At 39.1% G+C, this 20293-nt stretch carries 11 protein-coding genes; 8 read left to right on the top strand and 3 right to left on the bottom strand.

Annotation, left to right across the window (positions count from 1 at the left end; all coding sequences use genetic code 11):
- Positions 1-226 precede the first annotated feature (226 nt).
- The 6 genes from ACF3OC_RS15710 to ACF3OC_RS15685 are packed head-to-tail and all read left to right on the top strand — an operon-like array spanning position 227 to position 13917.
- Positions 227-3424, top strand: a complete 3198-nt coding sequence (locus tag ACF3OC_RS15710; protein ID WP_392469791.1) for a SusC/RagA family TonB-linked outer membrane protein — start codon at positions 227-229, stop codon at positions 3422-3424.
- 10 nt (positions 3425-3434) lie between these two features.
- Positions 3435-5348 (top strand): RagB/SusD family nutrient uptake outer membrane protein, encoded by a 1914-nt coding sequence (locus ACF3OC_RS15705; protein ID WP_169715208.1) that lies wholly within the window; start codon positions 3435-3437, stop codon positions 5346-5348.
- Positions 5349-5367: 19 nt separating this feature from the next.
- On the top strand, positions 5368-8493 hold the full coding sequence (locus tag ACF3OC_RS15700; RefSeq protein WP_392469789.1) for a SusC/RagA family TonB-linked outer membrane protein: 3126 nt from the start codon (positions 5368-5370) through the stop codon (positions 8491-8493).
- Between the two features lie 38 nt (positions 8494-8531).
- Positions 8532-10292 carry a RagB/SusD family nutrient uptake outer membrane protein gene (locus tag ACF3OC_RS15695; RefSeq protein ID WP_392469786.1) on the top strand — a complete coding sequence of 587 codons (1761 nt, stop codon included), beginning with the start codon at positions 8532-8534 and terminating at the stop codon, positions 10290-10292.
- A gap of 14 nt (positions 10293-10306) precedes the next feature.
- Positions 10307-12115 (top strand): hypothetical protein, encoded by a 1809-nt coding sequence (locus tag ACF3OC_RS15690; protein ID WP_392469784.1) that lies wholly within the window; start codon positions 10307-10309, stop codon positions 12113-12115.
- Between the two features lie 41 nt (positions 12116-12156).
- Positions 12157-13917, top strand: a complete 1761-nt coding sequence (locus tag ACF3OC_RS15685; RefSeq protein WP_392469783.1) for a hypothetical protein — start codon at positions 12157-12159, stop codon at positions 13915-13917.
- 83 nt (positions 13918-14000) lie between these two features.
- Here ACF3OC_RS15685 and ACF3OC_RS15680 read toward each other — a convergent pair whose 3' ends face one another.
- Positions 14001-14645 (bottom strand): outer membrane lipoprotein carrier protein LolA, encoded by a 645-nt coding sequence (locus ACF3OC_RS15680; protein ID WP_094257787.1) that lies wholly within the window; start codon positions 14643-14645, stop codon positions 14001-14003.
- A 3-nt stretch (positions 14646-14648) separates the two neighbouring features.
- Positions 14649-17252: a DNA translocase FtsK 4TM domain-containing protein gene (locus ACF3OC_RS15675; protein ID WP_392469781.1), complete on the bottom strand. Its 2604-nt coding sequence runs from the start codon at positions 17250-17252 to the stop codon at positions 14649-14651.
- Between the two features lie 219 nt (positions 17253-17471).
- Here ACF3OC_RS15675 and ACF3OC_RS15670 point away from each other — a divergent pair, with 219 nt between their 5' ends.
- Positions 17472-18161 carry a DUF4397 domain-containing protein gene (locus tag ACF3OC_RS15670; protein WP_392469779.1) on the top strand — a complete coding sequence of 230 codons (690 nt, stop codon included), beginning with the start codon at positions 17472-17474 and terminating at the stop codon, positions 18159-18161.
- Between the two features lie 63 nt (positions 18162-18224).
- Here ACF3OC_RS15670 and tyrS read toward each other — a convergent pair whose 3' ends face one another.
- A complete protein-coding gene (tyrS, locus tag ACF3OC_RS15665) occupies positions 18225-19508 on the bottom strand; it encodes a tyrosine--tRNA ligase (RefSeq protein WP_094257784.1) in 1284 nt (427 codons plus the stop codon).
- An 85-nt stretch (positions 19509-19593) separates the two neighbouring features.
- Between tyrS and ACF3OC_RS15660 the strand changes: the two genes are divergently transcribed.
- Positions 19594-20277 (top strand): hypothetical protein, encoded by a 684-nt coding sequence (locus tag ACF3OC_RS15660; RefSeq protein ID WP_094257783.1) that lies wholly within the window; start codon positions 19594-19596, stop codon positions 20275-20277.
- Positions 20278-20293: the final 16 nt, after the last annotated feature.

The raw sequence follows: 20293 nt of genomic DNA, 5'->3' as shown, positions 1-20293 counted from the left end.
TTTTTGATATTGAAAAACAAATTAATAAACCATAGCAATCAGAAGGATTTGAAAGTTATTTAGGAATGATAATATTTCCTTTTTTTCAATTGCTAGTCGTTAAAAACAACTTGAATCACTTCAACTTAATCCTTCCCCAAAACATCTCAGGAAATTAAGTATTTCTTTTCATTTTGTTTTAGCGAGAAATTATATACTACACCTATAACTAACTAACCTTTACAAGATGAAAGGAACGGCTTTTCGAAAAAGATCTTTTATCAGATCATTGGGTATTTTGCTTTTCTTGTTTATTCAAGGAAACCAACTCTACGCCCAAACCAGCATTCAAATTGAAGGTACTATCCGGGACACTGAAACAAAAGAAGTTTTAGTGGGAGTAACTATTCGATTTTTAAACAGCAATATCGCTACTTCCACAGATGATCAAGGGAAATTTTCCATTGAAGTTCCTAAGGCGGGCACTTTGACCTTTTCCCTATTAGGGTATCAGAATCAACGTGTTGCAGTAAGTGAATCCAAGAGTATTGATGTTGAATTATTAAAACAAGGAGAAGACATTGATGAAGTTGTGGTCGTTGCCTACGGACAACAGAAGAAGTTATCCGTAACTGGGGCGGTGTCGAGTGTTAGCAGTGAAGAGCTGAAGAAAACACCTTCTGCGAGTTTAGCGGTAGCATTAGCAGGTCGCTTACCGGGCTTATCGGCGATGCAACGTGGTGGTGGACAACCCGGTCGGGATGATGCAACCATGTTTTTACGTGGTGCTGCAACCACCAATGGGCAGACTCCATTAATCTTAATCGATGGAGTTCCGAGGGACAATATCCGGACCTTAGATGCCAACGAGGTCGAGACTGTAACCGTGTTGAAAGATGCCTCTGCAACGGCGGTTTTTGGGGTTCGCGGAGCGAACGGCGTTGTATTGATTACGACGAAAAGAGGAAAAATAGGAAAAATGGATCTGAATGCGAGTTTAGACCAAAGTTGGACCTCCTTTACTCGTGAGCCAGAAAGATTAACTTCCTTGGAATACCTAAATCTTAGAAACCAAGCCTCCATCAATGATGGACTAGAACCTGCTTTTACGCAGGAGATTATTGACCGCTACAGCAATCCTTTAGCAGGTTTGGATCGCAATGATCCCGATTATGAGCAAAAGGCTTTGGTTTTAAATTACATGTATCCGGATCATGATTATTACCGAGAGTTTATTTCAAAAAATACGCCTCAGACGAGATTAAATATCAATGGTTCTGGAGGTACAGAAAAGGTGAATTATTTTGTCAATGGAGCATTTTTAAGACAGGGTGGGAATCTGAATACGGAGCCCAAGGATCAATTAGGCTATGATCCTTCTTCCTGGTTAAGACGGTATAACTTCCGCTCGAATCTAGACTATAACATCAGTCAGTATGTCAAATCCTTTTTAAATATCGGAACTTATATAGAGCAGGTGAATATGCCATCTGCAGGTTTATACGGTGGAGATACCAATTGGATGATGCGGGATTTAATTTATCAGGCCCAATCTATTTTGCCTATTACACCGGGACCAGTGACCATTGATGGTTTCGGGGTTGCGCCGGGACAAATTGTTGATCCAGGATATATGGACCGATCTGCCTTCGAGATCATGAATAGAATGGGGTATAGAAATGAGGTAAGGTCGAATTTGAATTCATCCTTAGGGATTGATATCTCCTTGGACAAGTTTGTGAAAGGCTTGAGTGTAAAGGGGATGGTTTCCTACGATACGAAGGCCACCACTGCTGCACAAGGTTATAAAAGAGAGCGTCTTTACTTAGCGGAGATTGTTCCAGAGAGCAATTCTATGACTTATGCTGTGAAGCGTTCGGAGGAAGAGTTATTGAGTTTGGCGAAAGGTGCAGATTCAAGGTATAATATCAATCTTCAGGGAACCATCAACTACAACCGGACTTTTTCGGAAAAACATGATGTTGGCGCGATGATTTTGGCTCAACGGGATTATTGGGAAACAACGGCAGGAGATTTCCCATTCAATGTGATTGGTGTAGCGGGGCGTTTTACCTATGGATATGATAATCGATACTTAGCTGAGGTTAATATGGGTTATAATGGATCCGAACAATTTTCACCAACGAAGCGCTTTGGTTTTTTTCCAGCATTTTCAGTTGGTTGGATTGTGAGCAACGAGAGTTTTATGCCTAAAACGGATTGGTTGAACAATTTGAAACTAAGGGCATCCTATGGAGAAGTTGGAAATGATCAAATGGGGGGCACGCGATTCCTTTATCAAACCAAGAATTATTTAGGAGCTGGTCCTTTGGGTAGTTTGGCGACTATTCCGGGAAGTAACTCAACCGCAGGCCAAGGGATTGTTCAGGGATTGATTGGTAATCCTTACGTCACTTGGGAGCTAGCGAAAAAGCAAAACTATGGGGTAGACCTAAGTTTATTCAATGATCTGAATGTTGCTTTTGATTATTACATCGAAGATCGCAGTCAAATTCTGATTCAGCGTCAATCTGTACCATCTTTTCAAGGGGTTCCTTTAGGAAATATTCCAAGGGTAAATATGGGAATAGTAAATAATAAAGGATTTGAAGTTGAGCTAAGTTATAAGAAAACTCTTACAGATAAGCTTCATTTGACTTTCAATGGTAATTATGGTGAAAACAAGAACATGGTTAAGTTTATGGATGAGCCCATCCGGGATGAAAGCTATATTCATCGCTATAGACAAACTGGATTTCCACTAGGCCAATCATTCGGATATAAGATTGATTATAGTAATGGAAATGGAATGTTCAATAGTCAGCAGGAGTTAGATGATTATTTAGCTACAACCAGTTATGGATTTGGGGTTCCACGTGTAGGATATTTTAAATATACGGATTTGAATGAGGATGGTGTTGTGGATGACAAGGATCAAGTACCCTTACATGCTTCATCGATTCCTGGAATAACCTATGGATTTGGATTGACTGTTTCTTATGCGGGATTTGATGCTTCGGTATTTTTCCAAGGAGTTGGTCGCTATGCGAGTCCTTGGGGAGGTACACAAGGGGTTTATGAAAACACTTATCGCGGGACCTATTTTGGCTATCATAAAACGGCATGGACCGCAGAGCGTTTCGCAAATGGGGAGGAAATTACCTATCCAGCATTAAGTACACAGAGCAATACGAACCATGTAAATAATGATTTCTTCATTATGAATAGATCCTATTTACGACTACGAAATATTGAGCTTGCCTATACCTTACCTGCAAGGTTACTACAACCAATTGGAGTAAATGCATTTCGGGTTTATGTGAGTGGTCACAATCTTTTCTTATGGGATAAACTTCCGATGGACCATTTGGATCCGGAGAATGTTGATCCGATTGGATATCCGGTGACCAAGATGTTGAATATGGGCGTCAATGTTTCATTTTAATTTTTGGGTTATGAAATTTAGAATCAAAAGATATATAAGTAGGATAATTCTTGCCAGCGCATTGGTTGCGGGAGTAAGTTCATGTAATAAGGAGCTAGATATGGCTCCGGATGGATATTTTTCTATCGATGAGATCTTTCAGGATAATCTGAAGGTAGCGGCATTTCTGAATAGCTGTTATAATCAGATTCCAGTGAAGGGGACTCGATATTTTTTCTGGATGCGGGGTCCGGTGGTATGGAGTGATGAAGCTTGGGATACGGACGCGGAGTCTGAACCAACCTTGATGTCAGGCAGGCTTTATAATGGAGATGCATCCTCTGCCAATCATCCAATTGTGAATGTTCATGAAGATGGGGGCAATGGTAATTATTGGAATCGCTACTGGTCAGGCATCAGAAATTGTGCAGTGATGATCAAGAATATTGATGCCGCACAAGTAAATAGTGAAAGCGATCGCAAGAGATGGAAAGCAGAAGCACACCTGTTAAGAGCCTATTACTATCATGAATTATTGAAATGGTATGGAGCATCCTTGCCGATTATGCGTGAACCGATGGAGTTCGATGCTGATTTTTCTGGAACAGAAAAGCCGACCTATTATGAATTGGTAAAATTCATCATTGAGGATTGTGATGCTGCGCTGGCAACCGCAGAATTACCTTGGACCATTACCGATGCTGGAGAACAACATCGGATTACGAAATCCGTGGCTGAGGCAATAAAATCCAAGATGATCTTATTTGCTGCCAGTCCATTGAACAATGATGGGAAAAACTTGTGGGAAGAAGCCTATCAGATCAATAAAAAATCCTTAGAGAATCTTCGCAGCCATGGCTATGAGCTGTACAATAAGGTCAACTATCCGCAGACCTATCTTTCAGATATCTCCTTTATTGGTCCTGAAAATAATGAAAAAGCATCTTTATATAACGAATACTTTACCCAAGGAATGCAATTTTCAGGTACTCGGATTGATAAGGAAACGATTTGGCAAAGTCGGGAAGGTCAGGGTAATATTTGGAATATTGATGGGATAGGTTCTCAAGATGGTTATAAAACAGGTACCTGTCCAACCCAAGAAATGGTTGATGCTTATGAAACCATTGATGGGCAAACAGTATTGGATTTAAGTAATCCATATCTGGATGAAAAGCATCTTCAGCCGAATTATAATAAGAATAATAAGACCTACAATCCCAATGACCCCTATGCTAACCGAGATCCACGATTTTATGCGAGCATATACTATAACGGATCGAAGCGCTATGCATTTTGGAATTTTGCGGAGGTGAAGGAATCCCCCGAGAATTATCCGGCAGCTATTGGTGCGAGGACTCGGATCATTGCAACCTACGAAGGAGAGCCGCAAACGGGGATTAATCGAACCGTTCGTAAAGCTACGCGTACGGGATATTATCAAAGAAAGTTTTTACACCCGAATTCGGCAACGAATAATCCGGTAGGAGGAGCGAATACAAAGTTATTTCGTTTAGGCGAGGTGATTTTAAATTTTGCGGAGGCAGCAGCGGAGGCAGGTCATTTGGATGAAGCCCGTGCGGCGGTCAATGAAATCAGGAAACGTGTTGGCATGCCGGATATTCCAGCCGGCTTGAATAAGGAGCAATTAATTCTCAGAGTACGTCATGAACGAAGAGTGGAATTGGCCTTTGAGGAGAACCGATATTTTGATGTTCGCAGATGGGCAAGTCCACAAGCAGACCTTTCAAAAACGGATCGTTGGTTAACAGCTGCGAATATTAGTAGAAAGGCAGATGGTACTTATACCTATGCTCGTCGTCTGATTCGTGATGTGGAAAGACGTAATTATACCAATAGATTTCTTTGGTTACCTATTCCATTGGAAGAGGCCAACCGATTGAAATCAATTACTGGTGAAAATTGGCAAAACCCTGGATGGTAGAATTTAGAAATCAGAAAAAATGAAGACAATTCAAAAATATTGGAAAATAAACCTCTTGCTGATTTTCCTGATGTCAATCAATATTTACGTCAAAGCACAAGAGCAGAATGCAGAAATAATAGGGATTGTGGTTGATGAATTTCAAAAGCCATTAAAGGATGTCATAATTACTTCCGTTTCAACAAGGAGCGGAACATCCAGTGATTTTGATGGTAATTTTGTTTTGAAAACCGATAGTTCCAAGCAAAAGGTACGCTTCGAGCTAGAGGGATACCATAGTATAGAGGTAGATCTTGAACCTGAGCGGGAGGATTTGGTTATTTTACTCTTGAAGGATAACCATGAGTTGGATAAGGTCATTGATCTGGGCTATACCACGACCACTTTTAGAAACCTGACAGGAGCAGTATCATCGGTTAGTGGTTCAGAGTTGGAACGACATCCGGTGGCCAATTTAAGTCAAACCTTTGCTGGAAGATTAGCAGGATTAACGACTCAGGAGACCTTTTCAGAATTATCCAGAGTGAATACCGACTTGTTCATTCGGGGGGTATCAGCAGCTAGAAAAGGAGACCCATTAGTGATTATCGATGGAATTCCGACTTCCTATAACAGTGGTCAATCTTTAGAATATATCTCACCCAATGAAATTGAGTCCATCAATATATTAAAAGATGCCTCAACCCAAGCAATTTATGGGATTCAAGGGGCCAACGGTGTAATCGTTGTTAAAACAAAACGAGGAAAGAAAGGAGATGTTGAAATAAAAGCGCGATTAGATCAATCCTTTCAACAAGTTACAACAAAGCCTTTGATGCTAAATTCTTTACAGTATGCAGAATTAAGCAACCAGGCTGGAGTAAATGACGGATTAGGACCTTTTAGTCAATTTTCAGAAAACACGATCAATCATTATCAATCTGGGGATTCGCCGGAATTATACCCAAGCAATAACTGGTATGATAAGTATTTTAAGGACTTTGCTTCCATGCAAAGGGTAGGGGTGAATGTGACAGGAGGAAATGATAAAATCACCTATTTTTCAAATCTAAACTTTATGCATCAGGGGGGATACTTCAATACAGATACCAAGGAGTATAATCCTAATCCGAAGAATGTATGGGTAAATTATCGCTCTAATGTTGATGTACAATTCAATAATTACCTGAGTGGATATTTAAGGTTGAGCGGAAATGTGAAACGGGAAAGAGTTCCTGGCGGAGGATCCAATGAAGGTGTTTATGGTAGTATGTTTTTGATGCCGCCAACAACATATGGTCCACTGACTCCAGAGATACTGGATCCGCAAACTGGGGAAGTTATGATTCCTGGGGGACAGGTGGTAACTACTGATCGGATCAATAATCCAACCTATGGAATATTAAATCGGTCTGGCTATATCAATCATACCGTAACGAATATCAGTTCACAGTTTGGGCTGAATCTAGATATGAGTTTTTTAACAGAAGGGCTTAAATTATCGGGTGTTTTTGCCTATCAGACGAATTCTGTAGGAAGCTTAAGTAATACGCAGAGTTTTGAACGGTATATGCGATCCGAAAATTGGGATAAATTGGAGTTCACCAAAAAAGGGGAGGAGCAGAATTCACCTCTAGGGTTTAATAAAGGTCATTCCTATTATTATCATTTAACCTATAAAGGGCAGTTGGATTATTCCAGAAGTTTCGGAAAGCATAATATTCTTGCTTCTGCCTATGGATTGTTTCAAGACCTGACCAAGGCCAATACCAATGCGCCAGAATTATTGCCTTATAAAAGATTAAGTACGGGAGCACAAGCTGAGTACAATTACGATAACCGATATATGCTGAAAGCAGTATTTGGATATTCAGGATCGGAACAATATTCCAGAGCCCATCGGTATTTATTTACGCCAGCATTTGGAGCCAGTTGGATTGCGTCCAATGAATCCTTTTTGGAAGGAAGCAAGGATTGGTTAAGTCTGTTGAAGTTCAGGGGTTCATGGGGTAAAACTGCTAATGATCAAAGTGGATTGCAACGGTATGCCTATTTAGATCAGATTGTGGTGCATTCGGGTGGACCATTGGGTTATTTACAATATCTGGTTGTTGAAAATCAAACCGGAAATCCCAATATCCAAGCTGAGGTTTCCACGAAAACAAATTTTGGGGTTGATTTAGGATTATTTAACTCGATCACCTTTAGTGGCGATATTTTCAAGGAACGAATGGAAAACATGATTGTTGGAGCAGTTTCAACGATTCCTTCCTATCAAGGAATTCCATTGAGTAATTACCCAAGGATCAATGAGGGCATATTTGATAATAAGGGCTATGAATTGAGTTTGAGATATGATCGAATTATCAATGCAAAGACTTCATTTTATGTGCAAGGGATGTTCTCCAAGAATGACAATAAAATTGTGAGTTGGAATGAGGCAGAGCGGACGGCGGATTTTGCCTACAGAAAGCGTGAGGAAGGATATTCGCTTGGGCAGGAGTTTGGTTATTTAGTAGACTACAGTCAGGGTAATGGTTTCTTTAATTCGCAAGCAGAGATTGATGCTTCTGGTCTGACCTATGGATTTGGTGAAATCAGACCTGGGGATCTACGATACCAAGATTTGAATTCAGATGGTACTATTGATGAACGCGATTTAGGTCCTATAGGAAGTGGTGTCATTCCGAAGGTGACTTATTCATTTGCCGGAGGGATTAAATATGCAGCCTTTGATATGAATTTTATTTTCCAAGGAATAGGGAAATATTCGGGGATCATGACTGGTAATGGGATATGGGAGACTTCCAATGGAGGGCTATATTCATCCTTGCATCAGCATGCCTGGACCGCAGAGCGCTATGCAAATAATGAAGAGATTACTTGGCCAGCCTTATCGACTGAGAAATCTGTCAATCATGAGGGAAGTGACTTTGTGAATTTTAATAAAACCTATTTGAGACTACGCAATGTAGAATTAGGGTACACCTTACAAAGGGACAAAACTAGGTTTATTGGTTTTGATCAAATTCGGATCGTTCTTTCTGGACAGAACCTATTTACCTGGGACAAGATGAAGACGAAGGATTTTGGTCCAGAGGGACCAGGCTATATGGGCTTCCCAGTTTACCGTGTGTACAGCTTTGGTGTTAATTTAATGCTATAGCGATCTAATAAAATATCAATCAATAAGAGCGAATTATTATGAAACTACATAAGAAAATATTTTACTCACTGGTTCTAATTGCGGGAATGAGTTCCTGTAACAAGCAATTGGATCTGCCTAGTGATGGTAGGATCAGCATGGACCAGGTCTTTAGTGATTATAATCGGACCCGTGGGTATTTAAATTCATGTTATGGTCATGCGCCATTACCCAATATTACTCGATCATCCTTTACCGATGAAGCACAGGATGCCGATGATGTTATCGATGGTTCTCAATATATCATGTGGTATGGAGGAAATATCACGACCAATTCCTTTGGGACCTATTCTCCTGATGGCAATCCTTGGACTCAATTATATGAAGGCATACGAAAGTGTAATGTGTTCCTAAAAGAAATCCAGACTGCTACGGTTTATGTGGGCGACGAAGAGAAAAATGGGTGGATTGCGCAAGCAAGAACATTGAGAGCATTTTATTATTTGCAACTGATCAAAAGATTTAATTCAGTGCCCATTTTTGAAGAGCCATTGGCGATCGACCATGATTTTTCTAAAGATAAGAAATCAAGCTTTTCGGAGGTTGTCACCTTTATCCTTAAGGATTGTGATGAAGCATTAAAAGTTCCCAATACGAGAGATGGATTTCCATGGGCAATTTATGATAATCAATTTGGGAAGATGACGCGTGCAATAGCCTATGCGATCAAATCCCAAGCGGTGACCTATGCTGCAAGTCCATTATTTTCGGATGGGACCTATACCTGGGCGGATGCTACCAAAATTACCGCCGAAGCCTTGGCCACCTGTTTGGCAAATGATTATAAATTATTTGATATAGAACCAGATGCAGATATAGCGATGAATCCCTATGACCTGTATTTTATCACCTCTTCGAATGATAAGCGAGCGGTAGATAAAGAAACCATTTATCAGTTAGGGAATCAGCTTCAGGTCTGGAGAACTGCAGGCTTGCCTACGAATCCAGGTATGGAAAGAGCAGGGCCGAATCCATCGCAGGAATTAGTAGACAGTTATGAGATGGCGAATGGGGAACCTGCAATTCTGGGTTATTCAGATGCCGATCATTTACAGCCGATCATCAATACCGCTTCAGGATACGATCCTAAAGATCCTTACAAAAATCGAGATCCACGGTTCTATTCTTCCATTTATTTTAATGGTTCCCTAAGGGATTTACAAGCTGAACAGGTGGAAACATTTGTAGGTGGTAAACAAGGGATTTCGACCACTGATAGACGGTTCACCCGAACTGGCTACTACCTGAGGAAATACAATAACTATAGATCAGGAACTAGTAATAATTCTGATGGTGCAGTTCGTATCTTCCGATTGGCAGAGTTGTATTTGAATTTTGCAGAGGCAGCCTACCAATCTGTGGGTGCTGATGTAAAAGTCAATGATTCGAATTTAGGATTAAGTGCGCGAGAAGCCTTAAATATAATTCGGAAGCGAGTAGATATGCCAGAGATAAAAGCAGGTTTGAGCAAGGAAGCCTTTGAATTAAAATATAGAAATGAACGAAGGATAGAATTGGCATTTGAAGAACATCGATTCTTTGATGTTCGCAGATGGAAGATCTTAGCTCAAACGGATAGGTTTATTACAGGAATGCGAATTGTCAAGAATGCTGATGGATTGCAATATAATCGGTTCAAATTCAGAAATCGAGGAAGTTCAGTGGATAAATTTTTATTGTATCCCATAGAGCAAATTGAGGTTAATAAAATTTTTCAATTGACCGGTGAAAACTGGCAGAATCCAGGTTGGTTAGATTAATTACAAGATGAAACATGATTAAATTAAAAAACATAATACCAGCAGCATTTTTATTTCTGATTGTGGGTGTTCATGCGCAGCAAGTTCCCTTTATCAGTAGCGACCAATGGGCATTCACAGATGCCTTGGGTCGAAAAGCAGTAGATCAAAAAGAAGCTGGAACAAAGAAAGATAAAACAGTTGCCATGTTCTATTGGACCTGGCATCAAGGGAATGATGATGTAAATTATGGGGTCAAGAATATCACGAATATAGTTCGTCAATACCCTGAATCGATGAAGGATTACAATCATTTTGCTTGGGGAGATAAAAAGCCCGGCTTTTTTTTCTGGGAGGAGCCATTATTTGGATACTATAAAACTACCGATCCCTGGGTTCTTCGAAAGCATGCGGAGATGTTGGCTGATGCAGGGGTAGATGTTGTATTTTTTGATTGTACCAATGGTAGTTTAACCTGGCAGGAATCTTATGAAGCATTATTAAAAACCTGGTCACAGGCGAAGGCAGATGGGGTTAATGTTCCAAAGATTGCCTTTTTGTTACCATTTGGACCTGTTCCACATTCGGCAGTTTCATTAAGACAACTTTATAAGGATGTCTATCAGCCGGGTCGATACCAAGATTTATGGTTTATGTGGAAAGGGAAACCCTGTATTATGGCATACCCTGATAATCTAGAGAAAACTGGTATTGATGCAGAGATAGCTTCCTTTTTCACCTTCCGACCGGGTCAGCCTGACTATGTAGATGGTCCAACACGAAAAGATCAATGGGGCTGGTTAGAAAATTATCCGCAGCATGGCTATATTTCGAATGGGAATGGTCAATTCGAACAAGTTACAGTTGGAGTAGCTCAAAATGCGGGACCTTCCACAGAAGGACATTGCAGTGCTTTTAATTTAGAAGGAACCTACGGCAGAAGCTATAGCAAAAGAAATGGATTTGATCCTCGGGTCGATGGTTATTTATATGGTTGGAATTTTCAAGAACAATGGGATCGGGCATTTGAATTGGATCCGGAATTAGTTTTTGTAACTGGCTGGAATGAATATATCGCTGGACAGTGGTTGCCGAAAGATAGCTGGACTGGGGATCCATTTTCTTTTGTAGATCAATTTGACTGGGAACATAGTCGGGATATTGAACCCAACAAAGGTTGGGGTGATAAAGGAGATGTTTATTATCTGCAGTTAATTGATAATGTGCGAAAGTTTAAAGGTATGGAACCAATGCAACAGGTATCAGCGGCAAAATCCATCAAATTAGGTCAAAAAGCAGATTGGAATGATGTTTTGCCTGTATTCAAACATTATAAAGGGAATACTATGCATCGAGACCATCGTGGAAGATATAGTGAATACTATACCAATACTACCGGTAGGAATGATATTGTTGAAGCAAAAGTCGCGAGGGATAATAATCAGCTATATTTTTATGTAGAAACCGCTGCGGCATTGACAAAATCAAGTGATCCCAACTGGATGATGCTGTTCATCGATATCGATCGGGATAAAAGCACGGGATGGAATGGATATGATTATATCATAAACCGACAAAGCCCAAGGAGTAATAAGGTTATTGTAGAAAAGAATGTTGGAGGAAGATGGGAATGGCAGGAAGTTCATCAAGCGCCATTCAAGCTGTCATCCAAACAATTGGAGATTGGCATTCCTAGGGAAGTACTTGGACTTTCAGGGAAACCGGTGGATATGGAATTTAAATGGAATGATAATATGCAGGAAAACGGCAATATTATGGATTTCTATGTAAATGGAGATACAGCTCCATCGGGTCGTTTTAATTTTGTTTATACGGCAAAATAATGTTTACAATCTTTCAGTCTATCAATTAAAACCTAAATCAAATGCGTTTTAAATACGTTAATATACTTTATTCGGCAATTTTATTATTTGGGGTTCAGCAAAGCCTACAGGGACAAAGTTTTTCGGGCACGGATGATCTTGGCCGTAAATTACCACTTCAAGATGTGGTTGGTGCTAAGAAAGAAGGAAAACAGGTAGGGATATTTTATTTTTTATGGCAGGGAGATTCAGGGTCACCGACCTCAGAAACACATTGGGACCTGACGAAATTATATCAGGATCATCCCGAGGTTTATCATGATTTTCATCATAAAAACTGGGGTGGAGGTTCTGCTGGTGCTGGTCGATACTATTTTTGGGGAGAACCAATTTATGGATATTATAGAGGAGATGATCAATGGGTTCACCTGAAGAACATGCAGTTATTGGCAGATGCCGATGTGGATTTTCTGGTCATCGATGCAACGAACAGGTTGACTTACACAAAACAAGTAAAATCGTTATTAGGTGCCATGAAGACCTTAATGGATCAAGGTAAAAAGGCTCCGAAAATTGTTTTTTATACGAATACAAAATCCGGGGATGCGATGCAGGAAATCTATGATACCTTTTATTCTCCGGCGGTTTCAGATCCTCAAAAAGATAGTTGGTACTTTCTGGATGGAAAGCCTTTGATTATTGGCTTATCCAAGGAGGCGAAAGGTCGGGATTATGAGAGTTTTTTTACAATTCGCGAGTCCCAGTGGCCCAATGAACCGGAGAAGGTTGATGGTTGGCCCTGGATAGAGTTTCAAAGACCGCAGAAGGTATATAAGAACAATCGTGGGGAAAAAGAAATCGTGAATGTTTCGGCTTCACAGCATCCTAATTTAGATGCGTCCATGGGTGGATCAGCTTTCTATGGAAAATCTGGAAACTGGGGGCGTAGTTATCGAAATAATTCAGCAGGTAATCCAGATAAGGATATTTATTATGGCTATAACATTCAAGAGCAATGGGATTTTGCATTGAAGCAAGATGTTCCATTTGTATTTATTACCGGTTGGAATGAGTGGATAGCTGGAAAATGGCAAAGAACAGATGAACATAAAGATCAAGCGCATTTTGTGGATCAGGCGAGTCCGGAGTATAGTCGGGATATAGAGCCTACCTGGACATCGGGCTTAAAGGATAATTATTATATGCAGATGATTTCCAACATTCGTCGATACAAGGGAACCGATGAAGTCCCTGTTATTGAAAAAACGAAGGAAATACCGGCAATACATTCCTGGAACAAAGTAAAAGATCTGTATGTGGATTATGTGGGAGATGTTCTCCATAGAAACCATCCTGGAGCACAGACCGAGCCAAAGGTTCAATATGTCAATGAATCAGGTCGGAATGATATTAAGAATATAAAGGTAAGTGCCACCGATCGAGTTTTAGGATTCTATGTGGAGACAGTTAATCCATTGTCTACGACAAAAACAGATAATTGGATGACGCTATGGTTAAATTCGGACAATAATAATAAAACAGGATGGCATGGATATGATTATCGAGTAATTCGAGGGAATCAATTGCAGAAGTGTGTTGATGGATTTTGGGAGGATGATAAATTGCTGGAATTTGAAGAAAAGGGGAATGCCCTATTGATAAAAGTTCCGGTTTCAGATATAGGCATGTCCAAGGAGGGCTATTCAATGGAATTTAAGTGGTCCGATAATATGATGAAGGACGATCCACTGGATTGGTATGTAAATGGAGATGCAGCACCTGGAGGGCGATTAAACTTGCTTATTCAGGTACAAAAAAGATAGTCTTTGGTTTAAATTAGGTTTATTAAAAAAGGCGAGCATCATCCCCGATGACTCGCCTTTTACTTATATGATATTTTGGTTTTTTAACGTAAGTCCACCACTTCAAATCCAGGATATTTTCCTTTATTGAATTGGAAGGTAGATCCGGCAATTGGATTATTCACATACAATGCATTGATTGTATAAGTGTATTTTGCACCGGATTTGTCAAAAATAGTCACATCATGGATATGTTTATTTTTGTTAATTCTTACCTGAATTTTCGAGTAGTTGCTCTTTGTGTCTTCTGGGGTAAGATCAACTGCCGTTAATTTTCCGGCAGCACCGTCAGAATCATTTGAAGAGCTCACATATTTGTATCCAGATTTATAGAAAGTAAATATGTTGTTCGGACCGATAGCTTGACCAGAATTGTCAGCTTCTGACACTTGCACTTCTTTATCTTCTTTCAGTACCGACCAAGTAGATTTACCATCAGAAATTAAATCCTGAGTAGGGAGGGCGATTTTATACTGATTAGCGGGTTTATTTAAAAACAATTGACCTTTATCTGTATAGTTTTCACCGTTTGCCTGAGCTGCCTTAAAGGTAAAATCAGACTGGATGGTTTGGTAACCATCGTATTTTTTTGATACCTCGTCCAAGATTTTTTTGGCGGAGTTATTTTGTCCAAAAGTAAGTGTTGCACTAAAAAGGGCAACAAATAAAAGCATAGATCTCATCATCATTTATTAATCTTTTCTTAATGTTTCCAAAAACTGTTCCAATGAATATTCATCGGGGTATAGCACCTCGCGTGCTTTACTACCTTCAAAAGGACCCACAATACCTGCAGCTTCCAATTGATCGATGATTCTTCCAGCGCGGTTGTAACCAAGTTTTAGTTTACGCTGAATTAATGATGTTGAGCCTTGTTGATGCATGACAATAAGCCTTGCAGCGTCTTCGAATAGCTGATCTCTATCGTCCATGTCGAAATCCGCTAATCCTGAACCATCGCCATTTTCATCAATGTATTCTGGCAATAGGAATGCAGATGGGTAACCCCTTTGCGAACCAATGAAATCAGAGATTTCGTCTACTTCCGGAGTATCGACAAAAGCACATTGAATACGGATCAAGTCGCTACCTGTTGCGAGCAACATATCCCCGCGACCAATCAATTGGTCGGCACCACCGCTATCCAAAATTGTTCTTGAGTCGGTTTTAGAGAGTACTCTAAATGCAAGTCGAGCTGGGAAGTTAGCTTTGATTGTACCCGTAATAATATTTACGGAAGGTCTTTGTGTAGCAATGACCAAGTGAATACCTACGGCACGGGCTAACTGAGCAAGACGAGCGATAGGAGTTTCTACTTCCTTACCGGCAGTCATGATCAAATCGGCAAACTCATCAATTATAAGAACTATAAATGGTAAGAATCGATGACCCTCCTCAGGGTTTAATCGACGATTGATAAATTTTACATTATATTCCTTTAAATTCCTTACTTGGGCATTTTTTAACAAATCATAACGTTGATCCATTTCAATACACAAGGAATTTAAGGTGTTGATTACTTTCTTTGTATCAGTAATAATTGGCTCATCTTCGTTTGGAAGTTTAGCCAAGAAATGTCTTTCAATTTTTTTGAACAGCGATAATTCGACTTTTTTCGGATCGACCAAGACGAATTTTAATTCTGCGGGGTGCTTTTTATAAAGCAAAGAAGTTAAAATGGCATTGATACCAACTGATTTACCTTGACCTGTCGCACCTGCTACCAATAAGTGTGGCATTTTAGCCAAGTCTGCAATATAAACCTCATTGGAAATGGTTTTTCCAAGTGCAATAGGAAGGTCCATATCTGATTTCTGATATTTTTCAGTTGCCAGGATTGAACGCATGGATACCATTTCAGGGGAGGAGTTTGGTACTTCAATACCAATTGTCCCTTTTCCAGGCATTGGGGCAATAATACGAATACCCAAAGCTGCTAAACTCAAGGCGATATCATCCTCAAGATTCTTGATTTTAGAGATACGAACTCCCGGTTTCGGGATAATTTCATATAAGGTCACTGTTGGACCAATAGTCGCTTTAATATGTTCAATCTCGATACTATAGTTTCTTAAGGTTTCAACAATTCTATTTTTGTTGGCCTCTAATTCTTGTTGGTTAATGGTGATTTTACCAGTTCCATAGTCTTTCAATAAATCCAGGCTAGGATATTTATAACCTGATAGATCCAATTTTGGGTCATATTCACCGAATTTCTCGACTAAATCATTTGCTGAGATTGGTTTTTCTTCAATTACCCGTTCCACGGTTAATTCAGGTTCAACTACCTCCTCTGATTTTTTGACCTTGGCAGGAGGTGGATCAATACTGAGTTCGATTTCCTGTTCCTGATTGACAAAATCAGTATTTGGTTTTATAGTATTCACATTCAACGGCAAAGATACCGGGCTGTCGTCTTTAGATTCTGTTTTAAAATCAACACTTCCAATTTCATCTTCTTCCTCTTCATCAGGCAATGCATAAGTGTCAGAAGCAACATTTTGTTGTTTATTAACTTTTAGAGTATTGTTTACTGTTGTGTAATTGCTTTCATCACCTTCAAATTCCTCTTCTTCATCTTCCAATTGTTTTTTAGAAGATTGGAAAGAGAACCTTAGGTCATAATTATAGAGTAATACAAGTGCTGTTAAGAATATAAATACGAGAAGTCCACCAGTTCCGACCGTACCGATTTGGTTCTTTAAGATTTGGTTGGTCCAGAATCCAAATTTACCTTCAAGGATGTGCGGTGTATTTGAGATAAAATCCTGCGCAAATCCAAGGGTTATTGATAGGATAATAATAGCAATCAATGAGTATAATACGGTTTTCCAAACAGGAAGGATAGATCTTTTGTACAAGAATTTGTAACCGATAATGAACAAGACCAAAATAAATAAGAAAGAGGCTACTCCAAACCATTCATAAATAAATTGATTAGCGAGTAAAGCTCCAAATTTTCCTAATTTATTTTGAACGATAGGGGTATCAATTGTTTCGTCGTGAATTTCTTCGGAAGTTTGCAATAGCGTACTCCATCCGCCATTGCTTTGTGCGATATAACTTTGATCCGATTGCCAAGTGAACAAATAAGAAACAAATGCAACGGTGAAGAGTCCAGCGAGCAATAAGAGGAATAAGCCTACTATTTTAAGAGCTTTTCTTTGACCTTCAGAAAAGTTGAATTGGTCAAAAGATTTGGTTTTTGCTCTTTTTTGATAAGAAATGGTAGTGTTCTTCGTCTTCTTGGTCCCAGTGCTACTACTACCGTTTTTAAAAGTATTTAATTTAGCCATTAATTAATTATGACGTGATTTACGTTAGTACAAACTTAAAAAAAAACTTTCAGGAATCCATTGAATGAGATTAGCCCTGCGTTTCATAACCCATAAAAATTTAGCCTTTCTCAATCCTTTCAAAGAAGAGCAAGTTTTCATTGGATTGAAATCTAATGAGCTGTAGCAATAAGCTCTCCAATTTCGTTGTATGTTTGAATATAAAGAATTTTATGAAGTATGTTTCGAAGAAATAAAAATTTACTAGGGATATTAGCGATTTGTATAGGACTAATCTTTCAAGGATGTTCGAAAGATGACGATTCGTTATCCAATCTTGAATCTACGCATGATTTTTCTGGGCTTGCAGCCTTTAATGCAATTGAAGGTCCTGATAATTTGCAATTCTTTGTTGATGGAAAATTAATCAATAAGACGAATGAGGATTTCAGTATCGGCGGCTATTTAAATCATCGTACGGTTTTTCCAGGTAATCGGAAACTAGAGCTAAAGAATTTAGATAATCAGGTCTTTTTTTCGGCAGATAAAAAATTTGAAAGCACTAAAATTTATACATATTTCTTTTTTGGAAAGAATAACCAGCCAGTAGTTACCGAAGATGATATGATAAAGCCTGATGCTGGTTTAATGAGAGTTCGGATTATCAATTTAGTGACAGATTCAAAGTTAAAACTGGATTTTGATTACCTATCAACCAAGTACACATCAAACTTTGATAATCGTGTTTTTGGGTCGAACGAATTTTCATCAAAAGTAAATTTTAAGTTTAGGGTGTCCTCTCCTGATAAGAAATATGAAAGCATAGAAATCCCGTTGGATGGAAAAGACCGCTCCGTTTATTCGATAGTAGTATATTCTAGCCAAGAGGATGAAGGAAGGGTATTGAAGTATCGCAAATTGGAAATGTAAAATATCATAATAATAAGAAAGCCCGTAACATTGTTACGGGCTTTCCTTTTATTTATTACTGCTTTATGCTACTGTAATCAGGTAGTAATTCTTTTTACCGCGTTGAGCGATAAGATACTTGCCGTTGATTAGTTGGTCAGTATTGATAAGCAATTCAATATCATTTAATTTTTCGCGGTTCAATGAAACGCCACCACCTTGAAGCATTTTTCTAGCTTCACCTTTCGAAGAGAATACTTGCGTATCTACAGCTAATAGGTCAAGGATATTGATTCCTTCAGCTAATTTAGCTTTGTCTAAATTAAATTGAGGTACACCATCAAACACTTCCAATACAGCATCATGGTCTAAATTAGCCAAGAAAGACAGGTCCCCATTTCCGAAAAGGAATTCAGAGGTTTTTACAGCTGTATCGTAATCTAATTCAGAGTGCGTACGCGTAGTAATGTCTTTTGCTAAAGCTTTTTGGACGATTCTTAAATGAGGAGCTGCATCATGTTCAGCGATGATCGCATCAATTTCTTCCTTAGGTTTTAAGGTGAAGATTTTGATCCAGTTTTTCGCGTCATCATCCGTAGCATTCAACCAGAATTGATAATATTTATACGGAGAAGTTTTCTTAGCGTCCAACCATACGGCACCAGATTCGGTTTTACCGAATTTTTGGCCATCTGATTTTTTGATTAATTGAGTTGTTAACCCGAAAACATTTCCTTGTTCAAGTCTTCTTACGATTTCACTTCCAGTCACGATGTTACCCCATTGGTCCGAACCACCCATTTGGATTTTACAGTTCTGGTTTTTCCAAAGATAATAGAAGTCATACCCTTGAATTAATTGATAGGAGAACTCAGTGAAGGAAAGCCCATTTTCGCCTTCCAAACGTTTCTTTACAGAATCTTTGGCCATCATATAATTCACGGTAATCAGCTTACCAACATCGCGGATAAAGTCCAAGAAACTAAATTCTTTGAACCAATCGAAGTTGTTCACCATTTTCGCATCTGTTTCACCTTCGCCAAAAGTTAAGAATTTTGTCAGTTGGTGTTTTAAAGAAGCGACATTGTGAGCTAACGTAGCTTCATCAAGAAGATTACGTTCAGCTGATTTGAATGAAGGGTCTCCGATCATACCTGTAGCACCACCTACTAACGCGATAGGTTTGTGACCCGCGTGTTGAAAGTGGATTAAAGTCATGATTTGAGTTAAATGACCAACATGTAGAGAATCGCCTGTCGGGTCGAAGCCGATATAACCCGCTACTTGTTCTTTGTTTAACAATTCTTCTGTTCCTGGCATGATGTCTTGAAGCATGCCTCTCCAGCGTAGTTCTTCTACAAAGTTCATAATATACCCTTAAGATTTTTATTTAAGTTGCAAAGATACGAGATTAAACTGTATCTTTCAGATAATTATTGTTTAGATCTAGCGGATGAATTTTCTCTCACATTTCTATTTTGAAAGGTTTGCAACTATCCCTGAGCGCGTTCTCGGTTCCTTGCTGCCGGACTTATTGAAAAATGTAGATAAGTCCTATATTTTTCATCCCCAGAAGTTTGAGGAACAATTGTTTATCCATCCATTGAGTATGGAGATTTCGGAGGGTTGGTACCGACATGTGGAGGTTGATAAGATCTTCCATAGCAGTGAGTTTTTTCTGAAACATTGCCATCAATTGAAACGGAAGATCGATCCTGTTCTAGTGGGCACTCCCATCCGTGGGACATTTATGGCACATATTGCAGTCGAGCTCATGCTGGATCACCTGCTGATCAAACATCAATTATTGAATGTTTCCAGGTTATATGAACATCTGGAAAATGTAAACAGACCAATTTTGAAAAATTACCTCAAGACGATCGGCGTAGAGGATGTTGATGGATTTTTCACTTTTTATGATAAGTTTTTGGAATGGCGATATATCGAAAATTATAAGGATCTGGATCAGATTTCGAAGCCATTGATCAATATTTCCAAGCGAATTTGGACATTTGATACCCCAGAAGGGATACATTCTGGATTGACTCAGGTATTGATGTCCTATTGTGATGAAGAATTGAAGGATTTCAAAGATATATACACATATATTCAGGATAATTTGACGTATTTGTCATAATTTTTTTCACTTTTGT

This window comes from Sphingobacterium cellulitidis, assembly GCF_043187465.1.
Lineage (GTDB): Bacteria > Bacteroidota > Bacteroidia > Sphingobacteriales > Sphingobacteriaceae > Sphingobacterium > Sphingobacterium cellulitidis.
The sequence above is the reverse complement of the archived record's forward strand: the minus strand, read 5'-3'. Positions and strand labels throughout refer to the sequence as shown.

What these genes read in the sequence shown, in the direction of transcription:
- ACF3OC_RS15710 (WP_392469791.1), top strand. Translation starts at nt 227, where the DNA reads ATGAAAGGAACGGCTTTTCGAAAAAGATCTTTTATCAGATCATTGGGT.
- ACF3OC_RS15705 (WP_169715208.1), top strand. Translation starts at nt 3,435, where the DNA reads ATGAAATTTAGAATCAAAAGATATATAAGTAGGATAATTCTTGCCAGC.
- ACF3OC_RS15700 (WP_392469789.1), top strand. Translation starts at nt 5,368, where the DNA reads ATGAAGACAATTCAAAAATATTGGAAAATAAACCTCTTGCTGATTTTC.
- ACF3OC_RS15695 (WP_392469786.1), top strand. Translation starts at nt 8,532, where the DNA reads ATGAAACTACATAAGAAAATATTTTACTCACTGGTTCTAATTGCGGGA.
- ACF3OC_RS15690 (WP_392469784.1), top strand. Translation starts at nt 10,307, where the DNA reads ATGATTAAATTAAAAAACATAATACCAGCAGCATTTTTATTTCTGATT.
- ACF3OC_RS15685 (WP_392469783.1), top strand. Translation starts at nt 12,157, where the DNA reads ATGCGTTTTAAATACGTTAATATACTTTATTCGGCAATTTTATTATTT.
- ACF3OC_RS15680 (WP_094257787.1), bottom strand. Translation starts at nt 14,645, where the DNA reads ATGATGATGAGATCTATGCTTTTATTTGTTGCCCTTTTTAGTGCAACA.
- ACF3OC_RS15675 (WP_392469781.1), bottom strand. Translation starts at nt 17,252, where the DNA reads ATGGCTAAATTAAATACTTTTAAAAACGGTAGTAGTAGCACTGGGACC.
- ACF3OC_RS15670 (WP_392469779.1), top strand. Translation starts at nt 17,472, where the DNA reads ATGTTTCGAAGAAATAAAAATTTACTAGGGATATTAGCGATTTGTATA.
- tyrS (WP_094257784.1), bottom strand. Translation starts at nt 19,508, where the DNA reads ATGAACTTTGTAGAAGAACTACGCTGGAGAGGCATGCTTCAAGACATC.
- ACF3OC_RS15660 (WP_094257783.1), top strand. Translation starts at nt 19,594, where the DNA reads ATGAATTTTCTCTCACATTTCTATTTTGAAAGGTTTGCAACTATCCCT.